Here is a 15,234-nt window from a genome sequence, read left to right on the forward strand (position 1 = left end):
CGATAAGGTCAATATGCGCAAAGTATGGATTGCCGCAATCGCCTTTGTTGTTTCGGCCGTTCTGGGAGTAATCCTCTCGTTGCTTCTGGCAACCGCTGTCGGCTATCTGCGGATAGCGCTTTATCAGCGCTATCACTCCGGTATCGGAGCCGTCGCAGGTGGTGTTACGGAGATGGCAGTCATGCTCGTTCCTGTTCTTTGGGGCGTGATTGGAATGCTTATCGTCCTTCACCGTATCGAACGCCATGAATCCTAGCTTCTGTATGTCTCTTCACAGCTCACCACAGAAGATGGGATACTGATCCCCCATGCGAAAACCACTGATTGCTGCCAACTGGAAGATGTACAAGACGCCTGCTGAGTCGACGGCTTTTCTTACCAGCTTCTATCCGCTGGTTAAGTCGAACCAGACGACTGAGATTGTTCTCTGCCCTCCGATGACGTCGCTTCAGGCGTTGACGGATGCTGCGCGTGGGAAGTCAGTCTTTATTGGCGCGCAAACGATGCACTGGTTGAACGAGGGCGCCTATACGGGCGAGACCTCGCCCAGCATGCTCACGGCTATCGGCGCAACGCATGTGCTGGTTGGTCACTCAGAACGGCGGCAGTACTTCAACGAGACGGACACGACGGTCAACCTGAAGCTGAAGTCGGCGCTGGCGCATGGCCTTACCCCGATTGTCTGTGTGGGCGAACACCTCAACGAACGTGAGACGAATCTGACGGCCGATGTGCTGAACCTGCAGGTCTCGGTCGCGCTAGAGGGGATCGATCCGGCGACGCTTGGGCCGCTGGTGATTGCTTATGAGCCTGTGTGGGCCATCGGTACGGGGCGCACGGCTACGCCGGAGATTGCAGAAGCGGCCCACAAGATCATTCGGGCCAAGATCGCTGCGATTGCCGGAGCTGAAGTCGCGGCGGCAACACGCATTCTGTATGGAGGCTCCGTGAAGCCGGACAATGCCTCGGCACTGTGCGGTCTTGAAGACATCGATGGCGCGCTGGTTGGCGGGGCCTCGCTTGATCCGGTTTCCTTCAGCCAGATTGTGATCAACGCAACCAAAGCATAGCGATAAATCTTTGCGACTGGTCCTGAGGGAACGGACTGGCCGCAGGCATCGTATCTCTCCCATCACTTCTCTGGAGATGGAATGCGCCTTCGACTGGTGGGCCTGACACCCCTGTTTGCTGTACTTGCCGCGGCAACCCTGTCACTGGAGGCGCAATCGGTGCCGACGATTCAGGTAGAGACCCACCTAATCGACTCGACCTTCAGCGTGCATGATGCCGAAGGCCGCATCATCTCGAACCTCACGCAGGATGATTTTGCTGTTGCGGAAGATGGCGTTCCGCAGAAGATCCGTTTCTTTGCCAACCATACGACGCTGCCCCTGAGCATTGGCCTGGTGATCGACGAGAGCGGCAGTCAGGAGAAGTTCGTCAGAGAACATGAGAAGGACATACAAGCGTTTCTGGATGCGCTGCTTAGCCCACAGGATCAGGCCTTCGCGCTCTGTTTCGGCAACCACCTGCGGCTGGTGAGCGACTACACTGCATCGGCGGCGGCAATTACGGATGGGATCAGGCGTTTCGACAAGGGAAAAGCCGATTTTCCGGAGATCGGCCCGATAGAGAAACGGGAGTTGGGGACGGCTCTGTACGATGCGATCTACTTCTCCGTTCGGGAGAAGATGGCCAGCATTCGCCAGCGACGCAAGATCATTCTCATCCTCAGCGATGGCGAGGAGAACTCAAGCGAGCATGACCTGATCGACGCCATCGAGGCGGCGCAGAATGGGAATGTGCTGATCTATGCGATTCGCTACACGGAGATGGAACACGGACAAATGACGGCACGGAATCGCTATGGCGTACGCGTTCTCGATCATCTGACGTCACAGACCGGCGGCCGGGTCTTTGACGCACACACAACAAACGTGAAGGCTGCCTTTGCCGAGATTGCGGAAGAACTGCGGGGACTCTACGAGGTTGCCTACCAGTCCACCAACCCGGTTCGCGATGGGACGTATCGCAAGATCCTGATTCAATCGAAGCAGCCAGCAATGACTGTGCGGTCGCGGACTGGGTATTACGCTCGTTGATGTGTGGGATTTAGCGAACTACGCCCGCCTGCTCCACAGGCCAATAGACAAAGGCTGCCTTGCCGTAGATCAGCTCGCGATTGACGGGGCCAAAGTCGCGGCTGTCGCTGGAGATGGAGCGATGATCTCCCATGACGAAGTACTCGTGCTGCGGCACAACGGTCTCCGGCAGTGAGCGGTCGTCAGTAAAACGAGGAGGAACATACTTTTCGACCAGCTCCTTACCGTTGACGAAGACGCGTCCATGGTCGATACGCAGTGTGTCGCCAGGGAGACCGATGACGCGCTTGATATAGCTCTTCTGATGATCGTGCGGGTAGAGAAACACCACGACATCGCCGCGCTGGATGCTGCCCACGCGATACGCGAGCTTGTTGATGAAGAGCCTGTCCTGATCTTCAAGCATGGGCAGCATGCTTGTGCCTTCAACACGGACGGGCTGGTAGAGAAAGATGATGATGAAGGTCGAAACAGCGACCGAGATGATCAGGTCGCGAAACCAGGAGTGCGCTCCGCCTTTTCGCGGCCTGGCGGGAGGTGCAGCTTCAGGTGATCCGGAATAGGAGGGCAAACCCGTCGATTCGGCCTGTGTGTCGTGCTGATCTTGCTGGGCTTCGGACTGCACCGTTTTGCTCTTCTCCTCCCATTATTTAGACGCACCAGCAGGTGAACTAGCTGCGGCATCTCCTGTAAGTCCCAGACCTGGAAGCAGATTCCTGCCATCAATGCCTTCGGGGGACCATGCTTCGACGATCTGTCTTGCGAGCTTTGCAATCATCATCTCAGCCTGATTGTCCGCAGTCCAGCTTTTATCTTCATTTTCGTAGGTAAAGATCGACAAAATCATGGGGCCGGATTTGCCGGCCACGATGGCTACATCGTTACGGACAGCGTTCAGGCTCCCGGTCTTGCTGCCGATGCCTGAACCGGTCTCGCTGGAGTCCAGCGTCTCGAGATAGCGCGGAATCGTATTGCGATAGAACTGGTTACGCAGCATGGTCAGCGCCGTCTGACAGATCGCGGCGTCTCCCTGCTGCATGGGCTCACCTACAGCACCGAGCTGGCAGCGGCCGATCCTTTCCATAATGACTTCCATCTCGCGAGCGGTGGTCTTGCCGAGCCCGAACTTCGGTTGATCGGCAGGCATGGGCGCTGTCGACGGCTTGCCGATCTTCTTATAAAGATGGGTATCCTTCAATCCCAGCCACGCGATGCGGCCGTTGACGGCATCGACGCCAAAACGATCAATGGCGAGATTCGTAGCCGTATTGTCGCTGACGATGACCATCATGGTCAGGACATCCTTGAGCGTCAGGGAGAGTGGCGTATCGAAGAAGGTCAGCACGCCCGAGCCGCTGACTCCGTCTCCCTTGGCCAGGGTCAGCTTTTCGTCCCAGCGAGCCTTGCCGGAACGGACCTGCTCCATGGCTTCAAACAGAATCGCCAGCTTGATGACAGAGGCCGTCTGCACGGGATGGTCCGCATCGATAGCTACAACCCTGCTCGATTTAAGGTCTTTCGCGTAGAGAGCGACGTGCCCGTGATGGCTCATCGCCAATGCCTCCAGACGCTGCTGGAGAGGCTGGTCTACGTGCTGGGCATCCATCGCTTTGGACGGAGATTTGGCTCTCAGGAGATTAGTTCCGAATGCTAAAAAAAAGGCACTGGCTGCTGCCAGCCGCCTCGATCGTTTGCTCACCATGGATTGCATATTACAGATAAATTCCCCGGATGCATGAGGCGAAGGGGGAAGAAAAACAAAGGTACTGCCAGGCATGGAGAGCCGTGGCAGGAGGCGTGGCCGACCTTCGTTGTATCAAACCGGATACGTTTCCCTACGCATCTAAGCCATCTTAGGACTAGAATCGTCTAGAAAGAGGAAGCACGACGCTGCAGTACGCAAAACCTCTATGGCTACACTCACCATGATCGAGTCGACCCCGCCGTCGAAATCCGCTCAAAACGGCCCCGACGAGTTCTTTGGACTCGTCACGGAGACATCTAACTCTGCCTCTGAAGGTCTCGATACGAAGTCCGCTCTCGAGATCGCACGCATCATCAACCACGAAGACAACAAGATTGCCGCCGCCGTGAAGAAGGCTCTCCCGGAGATTGCCATCGTCATCGACACGGTCGCCCGCTCGCTTCGCGATGGTGGACGGTTGATCTATGTTGGAGCAGGCTCGTCCGGTCGCATTGCGTCGTTGGATGCTTCCGAATGCCCACCAACCTTTTCGACCGCTCCAGCGCAGGTGCAGTACATCATGGCCGGTGGACCGAAGGCATTGGCCTCGGCCTCCGACGTCAATGAGGACTCGCCGGAGTTGGGCCAGCGCGATATTGCACGCCGACGCCCGACACGCAAGGACATTGTTATTGGCGTCTCCGCATCGGGGCGCACGCCTTACGTTGTTGGCGCGGTGGAGTATGCACGCGCTCGCGGAGCCAAGACCGCAGCAGTGACCTGCAACCTGAATACAGCTTTGGCTGATGTAGCCGACACGACTATCATTGCTGAGGTTGGTCCAGAGGTGATCTCCGGCTCAACCCGCATGAAGTCAGCATCTGCCCAGAAGATGATCCTGAATATGATCACGACGGGCGCGATGACGCGGCTTGGTTATGTGTACGACAACCTGATGGTGAACGTGCACATGAAGAATGCGAAGCTGGTTGAGCGTGGCATTCGCGTTCTGATGAAAGTCTGCAATATCGACCGTGAAACAGCGATCCGCACCATCAAATCCGCCGGTAAATCGATTCCAATCGCGGTTGTCATGTTGAAGGCGAACGTCGACAAGATGGAAGCGGTTCGCCGTCTGGCGAAGTCGGATGGCAATGTCCGGCTGGCAATCGACGACTCGCGGTTGGAGTTATAAATAGAGCGCAGTCGAGAGTCATGACGAATTGTTCGCAGTTCGGCTAATATTCTCGGATGACAGAACGAGACATCCAAGGGCAGCTCTCACGGCGGGAGCTGCTTTATCTTTCTGCAGCCGGATTTTTATCTACCCTTTCCCTTCCCGCTGCGGCACTCGCCGCAAACACAGCGCAGGATGCTGATCCTCACACGGATTCGAATCTGTATTCCACCCTCCTGAAGACCTGGTGCGATGGAATGCTGGCGCATCAGGTTACCGCGATCAAAGATCCGGCGCTGCATGGCGCACTGCTTTGCCCTGCCTGCTCCATCATCCACGGGCGATGCGGCGATGCGCTCTATCCATTGCTTCGCGTGGCGCATGACACAGGAGATGCGAAGTATCTGAATGCAGCGCTGCTGGTTTATGACTGGACGGAGAGGCAGGTTGGCCGCGAAGACGGAAGCTGGGTCAACGATGTCACGCTGAGCTCGTGGAAAGGAATTACTGTATTCCATACGATTGCTCTTGGCGAAGCGATCCATCATCACGGCGCGTTGCTCGATGCAACGACACGGCAGCAATGGACTGCTCGTCTGGCGCGTGCAGCAAAATTTCTCGATGGATTCATCTCGATTCAGACCGGCAATATCAACTACCCGATCACGGCATCCTACTGCTTCGCTCTCTGCGGCAATGTGCTGGGCGAGCAGAAATATCTTGACCGCGCTCGTGCTCTCGCGCATGAGAGCCTTCACTACTTCACACCAAACGGGTTGATCTTTGGCGAAGGGCATCCGCTGGAACAGCGCACAGCGAAGGGGTGCTTCCCTGTCGATCTTGGATATAACGTCGAGGAGTCCCTTCCGGCCCTTGCGCTCTACAGCCTGCAGACAGGGGACAAAGAGGTTCTTGATCGCGTCATCAGCTCTTTGAAGGCGCATATGGAGTTCATGCTGCCTGACGGCGCGTGGGACAACAGCTGGGGAACGCGAAACTACAAGTGGACATGGTGGGGCAGCCGTACGAGCGACGGCTGTCATCCAGCCTACGTTTTGCTAAGCGAGCATGACCCACGTTTTCTCGAAGCCGCGCACCGCAACCTCAAATTGATGCATGCCTGTACGCGCGATGGTCTGCTCTATGGTGGGCCGGATTATTTTGCTCATGGCGATCAGCCGTGCATTCACCACACCTTTACGCACGCCAAGGCATTAGCAACGGTGCTCGACCGGACAAAGCAGGCAGAGCCCAGCGGAACGGTCACGCTTCCTCGCGATACCGCATATGGCGTGAAGACGTTTCCCGAGATTGGCACCAACCTGATTGCCATCGGCGACTGGCGCGCCACAGTCACTGAATATGACTGGGAATATGTGGAGCATGTGCAGGCTGGAGCGGGCGCGACAGGCGGAGGTCATGCCACGGGCGGTGCTCTCTCGCTGCTCTACCATCAAGCGCTCGGCCCCATTTTAACGACCAGCATGACGCAGTATCAACTCATTGAGCTATCGAATCAGCAGGTCTTCAGCGATGCGCCGCATATGACTTTAACACCGCGGATTGAGTGCGCGGGCGAGCAGGTCTTTACCAGTCTCAGCGACAACGAGGCTTCTCTCACCAGGACGACAACAACCGATACGATTGCCTTTGAAGCGCGCGGACGCCTACTCACGGCTTCGCATCAGCCTATGCCTAACGGTGCCCGCTATCGTCTCGTGTATCACTTCACGGCCGCTGGGGTGGAGATCGCGGCGACAATTGAATCTTCGGCAGCTCACGCCTCCTCTGCACGGCTTATCGTTCCTGTAATTGCGAACTCTAACGAACCGGCGACCATCACAAGTAACGGGTCCGTTCAGATCAGACGTAAGATGGGAGACATCGTCGCCACAGTCGGCACGGGACAAAGTTTTCAGCCGCTCCCCAAAGAACGCACCTTCAATCTAGTACCGGGCTTCGAATGTGTTCCTCTTGAGATCGTCATGAAGCCGCAGGAGGAGGTTCGGCTCAGAGTCGAAGTACACCCACGGCAGACATCCTGATCAGGTGCGCTGCTTCATCTTCTCCATGCGAGAGTAGAGCTCCTGCAAGACTTCAACCCCCGCGGCGGCGGCGGCTCTGTCGGGTTGCTCATTGGTATCGTTCCAGCCTTCGTCTTCGCCGCCGGTTCCCGGCTGCACAACGATACCATCGCGTCGTGCAAGCACGTAGAGGCCCTTGTAGAACAGGCCGTAGCGGACGCCTTCCTGCGGAATGAGCCATGCAATCTGACCGCGAATGGGAACAACACTTTCATCCGACCAGAGCTGGCGGGCGCCGTATCCTGTGCAATTGAGGATGACGGGTTGAGGCAACAACGTCATCTCCTGCGGCGAATGGAATTCCTGCGTCTCGATCTTGCCGCCAGCGATCAGGAAGTCATTCATCAACTGACGCGCGTAGTCTGCCACATTGAAGGTAAGCGAAGAGCTACGGAACACATACTTGGTAGGGAAAGGATGCATGCCCTCCGGAATACGCTCCGATCGCGGCGTTATATCGTCGATACGTTCCATGTAATGCGCGAAGTCATGGACCTGCGGGGGCTCTTGCGCCGCACGCTCTTCGCGGGATTGATCGAACAGCGCATACCGATCTGTCCACTCAATCGGACTTCCCGGCATCCCAAGATAGCTCTGATACATGGAGAACGAGGTGCGCGCCATCGATTCCCATAGCGCAGGAAACCCGGAACCAGCAGCGGAGGTGAGAGCAATGCGCGAATCCGGCGTCCAGGAACCTGTGGCCCGCGACGAGCGCACAAACGGCGGGCGCTCCTTCGCATAGATCGTTACGCGAAACCCCGCTCGCTGTGCCGTAATCGCCGCTGTCAGGCCGAGCGCTCCACAGCCGATAACAGCGAGTTCTTTCTTTCCATTCGATGCATCCAGCGCTTTTCGCACGACGACATCGGCCGATCCCCATGAGAGCGACCAACCGCTTCCACCGTGCCCATAGTTGTGAATCACAACGCTGTCTCCCAGACGTTCAACATCAAGCCGCGGGCCGGCAGGGCGGAATGGCCGCAGACATACGGTGATACGGAAGATCCTGTCGACATGCGCGCGAATAGGAGCGATTGGCGCCAGAGCATCGTAGAACGGAAGCGCTGGCGTTCCAGCTATGGGCGCCTGCACTATCTTTTTGGTGCATCCGGCCAAACCCACTGCGCTGCATCCGGCAAAGGCAGCAGAATTCTGAAGGAAGGAACGACGATTCATCGCGCATCTCCTGAAGATGTGTCAAAGCGTTTAGAGATAGTCTGGAGAGCCAATGCTCATTTCAGTTATAGAGGAAAAATTCTTTGTAGATCAGAAAAAGCGACGCGTTGAACAAACAAGATAAAGCCCGGCAGCAAAACAACACTGCCAGGCCAATCTTTTGCTCATACTCCGCGACGTACGACTAAAAGTCTTCGTGGAAAGCCACCTCGCCAGCGACAGCCACCTGATACGCCGAGACTCGACGCTCAAAGAAATTCGTCAGCTCCTGCACATCCTGCAGCTCCATGAAGGCGAAGGGATTCTTCGATCCGAAGATCGGTGCCATGCCCAGACGTACAACGCGTGAGTCTGCAACATACTCCAGATACTGGCGCATCTCACGTACAGACAGGCCTGCTACGCCGCCGGAAAGAAGATCTTCTGCAAACTGCAGCTCGCAGTTTACCGCGTCTTTCATCATCTCTACGATCTGCTGTTCAAGCTCAGCGTCGAACAGCTCCGGCTCTTCTGCGCGAACAACATTAACCACCTCAAACGCAAATTCAAGATGGCAGCTTTCATCGCGGAAGACCCAATTTGTCCCCGCAGCCAGACCATTCAGCAGACCTCGCGAACGCAGGAAATAGACGTAAGCAAATGCGGCAAAAAAGAAGAGCCCTTCGATACACCCTGCGAAACAGACGAGATTCAGCAGAAACTGCTTCCTTTGCGCCGCCGTTTGCAGCTCATCCAGCTTCTGGATGGAGTCCATCCAACGCATGCAGAACTGAGCCTTCTTCGTAATCGACGGAATGTTCTCGACCGCAGCAAATGCTGCTGCGCGCTCATCCGGATCCGGAACATAGTTATCCAGAAGCGTGAGATAGAACTGGACGTGCACCGCCTCTTCAAAGAGCTGCCGCGACAGATAGAGTCGAGCCTCAGGAGAGTTGATGTGCTTGTACAGGTTGAGAACAAGGTTGTTCGAAACGATCGAGTCTCCCGTGGCGAAGAACGCGACCAATCGCTGAATCAGATGGATCTCTGCGGGCGTCAGGCGCGAACGCAGATCGACGAGATCGGTCGAGAAATCGACCTCTTCCACAGTCCATGTATTGCGAATCCCATCCTTGAACATTTCAAAGAAGATGGGATAACGCATCGGCCGCAGCGTAAGGGAAAGGCCAGGATCAAGGATGGCATTCGGTGCTTGTGTCGACATAATTTCTCTCCATTACTTACTGGCAGGCTTCGCATGCTTCGGGATTATCAAGCGAGCAGGAAACGCTCGCCGACGCATTCATTGCAGGCACCACAGTGCTCTGCGATGCGGCGGATACAGTTGTTTTTGCGATCCTGGTGGCGGGGCGGGAGCGCAGATAGTAGGTCGTCTTAATGCCACGCTTCCAGGCATACATGTACATCGAGCTGAGGCGGCCGATGTTGGGCGACTCGGCAAAGAGATTCAGCGACTGGCTCTGGTCGATGTAGGCTCCGCGGTCTGCTGCCATGTCGATCAAGGATCGCATCGGCATCTCCCATACCGTGCGATAGATGGATCGTACGTCTTCGGGAATCTCGCTGATGCCCTGAATCGAGCCTTCTGCAAGTTTGATACGCGTACGCATCGCCTCTGACCAAAGGCCGAGCTGCTTTAGCTCCAACACCAGATAGCGATTGATCTGCATGAACTCGCCAGACAGGGTCTCGCGCTTGAAGAGATTCGAAATCTGTGGCTCAATGCACTCATAGCAACCGACGATAGACGCAATCGTTGCTGTTGGAGCAATGGCAATCACCAACGAATTGCGCAAGCCATTTTTTCTGATGCGCTCGCGAAGCTGCTCCCACCGCTGACTGTTCTCAGGCTTAATGTTCCACAGATCAAATTGAAACTCACCTTTCGCTGCGCGCGACTCCTGAAACGCCGCATGTGGGCCGTGCTGTTCGGCGAGCTCGCAGGAGACGGTGAGCGCGTGAAAGTAAATCTCCTCCTGAATCTTCGCGGACAGAGCTCGTGCTTCCGGCGAATCGAAGACATAACGGAGCTGGAAGAAGACATCCTGCAGTCCCATCAGACCCAGGCCCACGGGTCTCCAGCGACTATTGGCTGAGGCTGCCTGAGGAACGGGATAGTAGTTGATGTCAATGACGCGATCCAGCATGGGCACTGCCTGCCGCACGGTAGCGGCCAGCTTCTCGAAATCAAAGGCGCCGTCGGTCACATGACGCGCGAGATTGATTGAGCCGAGGTTGCACACTGCTGTCTCCTCAGATGAGGTAACCTCCGTGATCTCCGTGCACAGATTGGAGAGATGCACCACATTCTGCGGCAGTCCTGTCTGGTTGCATTTGATGTTGCATGCATCCTTGAAGACCATCCATCCATTACCGGTCTCCGCCAGCGTACGCATCATACGCGCGTAGAGATCGCGCGCCTTGACCTGCCGCATATACTTCTGTTCGGCTTCAGCTGCCACATAAGCACGTTCGAACTCTTCACCATAGAGGTCCGGCAGATGCGGCACGACCTTCGGATCGAAGAGTGACCACATCCCATCCTCATCCACTCGCTTCATGAAAAGGTCAGGAATCCAGTTGGCAAGATTCAGGTTGTACGTTCTCCGCGCCTGATCGCCTGTATTGTCACGCATCTCCAGGAAGGATTCGATATCGGCATGCCAGGGCTCGAGATATACGCAGCATGCTCCTTTGCGTTTGCCTCCCTGATTCACCGCGGCAACAGAAGCATCCAACGTGCGCAACCACGGAACGATTCCATTCGAGAGGCCGTTGGTTGCGCGAATCAACGATCCTTCTGAGCGCACACGATGGAAGGCAAGGCCAATGCCACCAGAGAACTTCGACAACAAGGCAATCTGCTTGTAAGAGTCATAGATCGAATCCAGTGAATCCTTCGGTGAATCGATCAGATAGCATGACGACATCTGCGAGTGCTTCGTCCCGCTATTGAATAGTGTGGGCGAGCTCGGCAGATAATCATGCGAAGCTAACAGCCGGTAGAAATCCGCGGCCTCGCTGACGCGCACAGAAAGTCCCGCAGAGACGCGCATGAAGAAGTATTGCGGCGTCTCAATGACCTGCCGCGTTATAGGATGGCGCAACAGATAACGGTCGTACACCGTGCGAAGGCCGAAGTACTCGAAGCGATCGGAGAGATGCGTATCGATCGCGCTATTCAGCTTGCGCGCGTTGGCTGCAACAAATTCAGCCGCCTCCTTCGAAACCACTCCTTCGCGATGCCCAACTTCAATCGACTGAGAGAAGGAGTAGATGTTCTGTCCCGCGACTTCTTTTTCAATGGTCGCCAGCAATAAGCGAGCTGCCAGCCTTGAATACTCCGGCTCTTCGGCAATCAGCGCTGCCGCTGTCTGAATAGAGATCGCATCCAGCTCGCGCGTCGATGCTCCGTCGAACAGGCCACCAATGGTCTTGCTGGCTACGCGGATGGGATCGACGTGCGGCAGGCCGTGGCAGCAGCGCTGGACGGCGCGCACAATCTTGTTGACGTCTACCGGCTCAAGCGTGCCGTTGCGTTTGCGCACCTGCATCTGCGGCGCGGTATCGGCTAATGGAAAATTCGGATCGAGGTCAGTGAGGGTCGCCTGCGCCGTCGCCATGGGGAGCATCCTTTACTCCGAGCGGATACAGTGGAGGATGCCTGCAACAGACAGACCGCGACCACCGCACCTTCCCCTCGGAGGTGTGTGAATTTCGTGCCGTTCGGCACGGCCCTCATGGCAGGTCTTCGGACTCTGCAGGCTACCTACTTGCTCCGGCTTCCCAGTGATTCACCAGTGCCTATTGAGGAGCGTTCGTTCCTGCTTACCGCTGCGGGGCAGTCCCGGCATCTCACCGGATTCCCTTTTCAGCCTTGATCTCATAATCAAGGCACCATGAAGTTCACTCACTATAACAAGGGCCCATCGGCAGGTCAACGTCAATATATTGGGGTCATATTGCAGACTTTCCACAGACCTTGCGCGCCGCAAAATGAGACGTTTTTCACTTCAAAGGTCGTAGAATGCTCTCCAGCAACAAACGCAGTAACCCCATTGCGTTTCTACGGAGTGCAGCTCTTGAAGAGATTAAAGAAGACGCAAGCACCAACTGCAAAAACACCTGTCCACACCAAAGCTTCCATCAAGATGCACAACCTCGCAGCATTCCACGGCAATCTTCCTGTCGAAGAACGCCGCGCTGCCGGACGAGCTCTTCGCTCTAAACTTCCTCGCAAGTCGCAAGGCATATGGTCCCGTCCCGCCAGCCATCCAGGCGCCATCGAGATCATCATGGCCACCAATAAAGGACGTCTGCCCGATCTGGTTCCGCTGCGCCTTGCTCGCATGTGCGCTTCTCCTTCAGCCTTCTACCGCGGAGCAGCAGCGGTTATGGCGAGCGATCTGGGAGATGTTCCTGTTACAGGATTGCAGGTTGTCATCGATGGCGACTGCCATCTGAACAACTTTGGTCTCTTCGGTACACCACAGCGAGACATTGTCTTCGACTTGAACGACTTTGATGAAACCGTCATTGGCCCATGGGAGTGGGATCTTAAGCGTCTAACGGCGAGCGTCAATCTCGCGGCGCGCGCGAATAATTGCGGACGCACGACCCGCGACGAGGCCGTCCGTAGATGTGTCTCGGCTTACATTCTCAATATGAACCGGCTTGAGAACATGGGCGTCCTCAACTGCTGGTATCTGCATACCTATCCAACCAGCCGCGATTCCCTGGTGCGCGCTAACGCACAGGCAAGTGCTGTTATTCGCAGAGCAGCGTTGAAGGCCACGAAGCAAACCAACGCCACGCTGCTCGAAAAGGTTGCTGAAAAATTATCGAATGGAACCTGGCGATTTCGCGATATGCCCCCTGTGCAGACGCGCGTCGATAAGAAGACGCGTCAACAAGTGATTGATGCGCTTCATGCTTACGTTCCTACGCTGCATCGCGAGCGCCAATTCATGCTCGCCAAATATCATGTCGTCGATGTCGTACGCCGGGTTGTCGGAATCGGAAGTGTAGGCACGCGCGCTTATCTGGTTCTATTGTTTGGCAATGGAGAGAAGGACCCACTCTTTCTTCAGGTGAAGGAGGCCGTCGTTCCCTCACATGCTCCATACATTACGCAGCACCTAAGCGATGTCACGCAGCAGGGCAAGCGAGTCGTCACAGGCCAACGGGTACTGCAGGCATCATCCGATGTCATGCTGGGATGGACCAACATCGGCCCTATCGATTTTTACGTGCGACAAATGAGAGACCTGAAAGCCTCTGTCCCGGTCGAAGGACTCGGCCTCAATGCCTTCAACGAATATGTCTGGGCTTGCGGAGCGTTACTTGCCCGAGCTCATGCACGCATTGGTGATGCCGCATCCATCGCTGGTTATTGTGGCAAATCAAACACTCTGGGCAATGCGCTTGCGCACTGGGCCGAGACTTACGCCGATCAAACGATCCTCGATCATGCAGCATTGGTGGCTGCCGTCAAAAAGGACCGTCGTGTTCAAGCAATGATGGGAAAATAGATCGAACGATTATCTCTGCAAGGAAATGTTCAGGCTGCCGGCGGTTCCGTAGATCCACATCTGATCGCCAGATGCCGTCTTGCCGGAGACTGCTTGATAGACAAGACGCCTTCCATTTGAGTAGCAAAGCATCACCTGCGGCGTGTGGTCGTGCCGGCGATCTTCGCACACAGACTCTTTTGGAAACGTTGTGATCGGTGCTTCTCCAAAGAGACTGTGCGCCATACCGGCATATTGCGTCAGACGCTCATCCGTAAGGCTCTCTGTGTAGACGAAGATATGCGTTACCTCGCCGAGATCCCCTCTGTACGCCGGATCTAAGTCTTCCCGCATCACGGAAACATCCGGACAGGAACTACCCCACCACGTCTCCGCCATGGTTGCAATGGGCTTTGCTGCTAACGCCGCAGCCGATACCCCTTGCACGAACCGCCGTCGATTGATCATCCAATTCCCTTCTGCGAACGCTACAGATTACCCGAGTCCTGAAGGGCCTTTTTCATCCCGCTCCAGCTCTGTTTCGACGAGTCTTCCGGCGATGAGCCGCCATGCCAGTGCGTCTCAAGGCTGACCGCATCGTGATATCCGGCCTTCGCCAGATCGCGGAACTGCGCCGTCCAATCGATGATGCCAGTGCCCACAGGAGACCATGCCACCTTACCATCCGCTCCCTTGACTGCATTCTTCACATGGCAATGGTGAATCCGATGCTTCGGCAGCAGATTCCAGGCCACCGGATACGCGTCGAACTCACCACGCATAACAGCATTCCCGGGGTCCCAGTTCAAAGCAAAATGAGGTGACTTCACAGCATTCAGCGTGCGCACAGCTTCCCGCCCTGTAGCCGTATTGCAGGCAGGCTCGTTCTCCAGCACCAGGATGACTCCGCTCTTTCCGCAAACCTCCGCGGCCTCAGCAAGCTTGCGGTCCATCGCTTCACGATAGGGAGCAACATCATCAAGACGCCAGAAATCAAAGCCCCGCACCTTGTCCGTCTTGAATCGCTTTGCCAGTGCAATGCTCTTTTCCAGAACCTCATTCTGTTGCTTCAGCACATCGCCAACGGGGGCAGCATTCTTAGGGCTGAACTCTGACTTCGGCGCACCCGGCCAGTCAGCTTTGAACAACGGGCTGGCAATATCCGTCACGCGCAAATTGTACTTAGCCAGGACTTGCTCAGCCTCTGTAAGCTCCGCGTCTGTCAGCTGCAGCAGACTCTTCTTCCACATTCCACGAAGTTCCACCCACTGCATACCGAAGTCTTTCGATGCGACAGAGCAGGCATGATCAAAATCCTGCGATATCTCGTCCGTAATCACAGCCACTTTGAATGGAGAACTGGCAAAAGCAAATGCTGCCTTTGCTCCCCCAGCCGCAAACCCTGCCGCTACGCCCCCACTGATAAAACCGCGTCGTGTGATTCCAGTCATCTGCTCAATTCCTCTCCAAGATAAAGATACGGCCAGCCCTCTGTATG

13 protein-coding genes and 1 riboswitch are annotated in these 15,234 nt (G+C 55.9%); of the genes, 6 read left to right on the forward strand and 7 right to left on the reverse strand.

Going from position 1 to position 15,234, the window contains the following annotated elements:
• Positions 1 to 13: 13 nt before the first annotated feature.
• The 3 genes from KFE13_RS02715 to KFE13_RS02725 all read left to right on the forward strand — a co-directional run bounded on the left by KFE13_RS02715 (position 14) and on the right by KFE13_RS02725 (position 2,102).
• Complete coding sequence (locus KFE13_RS02715) at positions 14 to 256, forward strand: hypothetical protein (protein WP_260705602.1); 243 nt, start codon at positions 14 to 16, stop codon at positions 254 to 256.
• A gap of 52 nt (positions 257 to 308) precedes the next feature.
• A complete protein-coding gene (gene tpiA, locus KFE13_RS02720) occupies positions 309 to 1,070 on the forward strand; it encodes a triose-phosphate isomerase (RefSeq protein ID WP_260705604.1) in 762 nt (253 codons plus the stop codon).
• Between the two features lie 81 nt (positions 1,071 to 1,151).
• On the forward strand, positions 1,152 to 2,102 hold the full coding sequence (locus KFE13_RS02725; RefSeq protein WP_260705605.1) for a VWA domain-containing protein: 951 nt from the start codon (positions 1,152 to 1,154) through the stop codon (positions 2,100 to 2,102).
• 10 nt (positions 2,103 to 2,112) lie between these two features.
• On the opposite strand, the gene lepB is transcribed toward KFE13_RS02725, so the two are convergent.
• Both lepB and KFE13_RS02735 read right to left on the reverse strand, forming a co-directional pair.
• The gene (lepB, locus tag KFE13_RS02730; RefSeq protein WP_260706894.1) at positions 2,113 to 2,592 is read right to left on the reverse strand and encodes a signal peptidase I; all 480 of its coding nucleotides are present in this window, start codon (positions 2,590 to 2,592) and stop codon (positions 2,113 to 2,115) included.
• Positions 2,593 to 2,748: 156 nt separating this feature from the next.
• Positions 2,749 to 3,654: a serine hydrolase gene (locus KFE13_RS02735; protein WP_260705606.1), complete on the reverse strand. Its 906-nt coding sequence runs from the start codon at positions 3,652 to 3,654 to the stop codon at positions 2,749 to 2,751.
• Positions 3,655 to 4,012: 358 nt separating this feature from the next.
• Between KFE13_RS02735 and murQ the strand changes: the two genes are divergently transcribed.
• Both murQ and KFE13_RS02745 read left to right on the forward strand, forming a co-directional pair.
• On the forward strand, positions 4,013 to 4,981 hold the full coding sequence (gene murQ / locus KFE13_RS02740; protein WP_260705607.1) for an N-acetylmuramic acid 6-phosphate etherase: 969 nt from the start codon (positions 4,013 to 4,015) through the stop codon (positions 4,979 to 4,981).
• A gap of 56 nt (positions 4,982 to 5,037) precedes the next feature.
• A complete protein-coding gene (locus KFE13_RS02745; RefSeq protein WP_260705608.1) occupies positions 5,038 to 7,008 on the forward strand; it encodes a hypothetical protein in 1,971 nt (656 codons plus the stop codon).
• Here the strand turns inward: KFE13_RS02745 and KFE13_RS02750 are convergent, their stop codons facing one another.
• From KFE13_RS02750 to KFE13_RS02760, 3 genes are all read right to left on the reverse strand, one after another.
• Positions 7,009 to 8,226, reverse strand: coding sequence for an FAD-dependent oxidoreductase (locus tag KFE13_RS02750; protein WP_260705609.1), 1,218 nt, complete (start codon positions 8,224 to 8,226; stop codon positions 7,009 to 7,011).
• A gap of 184 nt (positions 8,227 to 8,410) precedes the next feature.
• On the reverse strand, positions 8,411 to 9,430 hold the full coding sequence (locus KFE13_RS02755) for a ribonucleotide-diphosphate reductase subunit beta (RefSeq protein WP_260705610.1): 1,020 nt from the start codon (positions 9,428 to 9,430) through the stop codon (positions 8,411 to 8,413).
• 16 nt (positions 9,431 to 9,446) lie between these two features.
• Entirely contained in the window at positions 9,447 to 11,849 is a 2,403-nt protein-coding gene (locus KFE13_RS02760) for a ribonucleoside-diphosphate reductase subunit alpha (RefSeq protein ID WP_260705611.1), read from the reverse strand.
• Positions 11,850 to 11,951: 102 nt separating this feature from the next.
• Positions 11,952 to 12,143: riboswitch (cobalamin riboswitch) on the reverse strand.
• A gap of 165 nt (positions 12,144 to 12,308) precedes the next feature.
• Here KFE13_RS02760 and KFE13_RS02765 point away from each other — a divergent pair.
• Complete coding sequence (locus KFE13_RS02765) at positions 12,309 to 13,757, forward strand: DUF2252 domain-containing protein (protein ID WP_260705612.1); 1,449 nt, start codon at positions 12,309 to 12,311, stop codon at positions 13,755 to 13,757.
• Between the two features lie 9 nt (positions 13,758 to 13,766).
• Here KFE13_RS02765 and KFE13_RS02770 read toward each other — a convergent pair whose 3' ends face one another.
• Together KFE13_RS02770 and KFE13_RS02775 are read right to left on the reverse strand one after the other, a co-directional pair.
• Positions 13,767 to 14,204 (reverse strand): hypothetical protein, encoded by a 438-nt coding sequence (locus tag KFE13_RS02770; protein WP_260705614.1) that lies wholly within the window; start codon positions 14,202 to 14,204, stop codon positions 13,767 to 13,769.
• A 20-nt stretch (positions 14,205 to 14,224) separates the two neighbouring features.
• A complete protein-coding gene (locus KFE13_RS02775) occupies positions 14,225 to 15,187 on the reverse strand; it encodes a sugar phosphate isomerase/epimerase family protein (RefSeq protein WP_260705615.1) in 963 nt (320 codons plus the stop codon).
• Between the last annotated feature and the right edge of the window lie 47 nt (positions 15,188 to 15,234).

This window comes from Edaphobacter flagellatus (assembly GCF_025264665.1).
Lineage (GTDB): Bacteria > Acidobacteriota > Terriglobia > Terriglobales > Acidobacteriaceae > Edaphobacter > Edaphobacter flagellatus.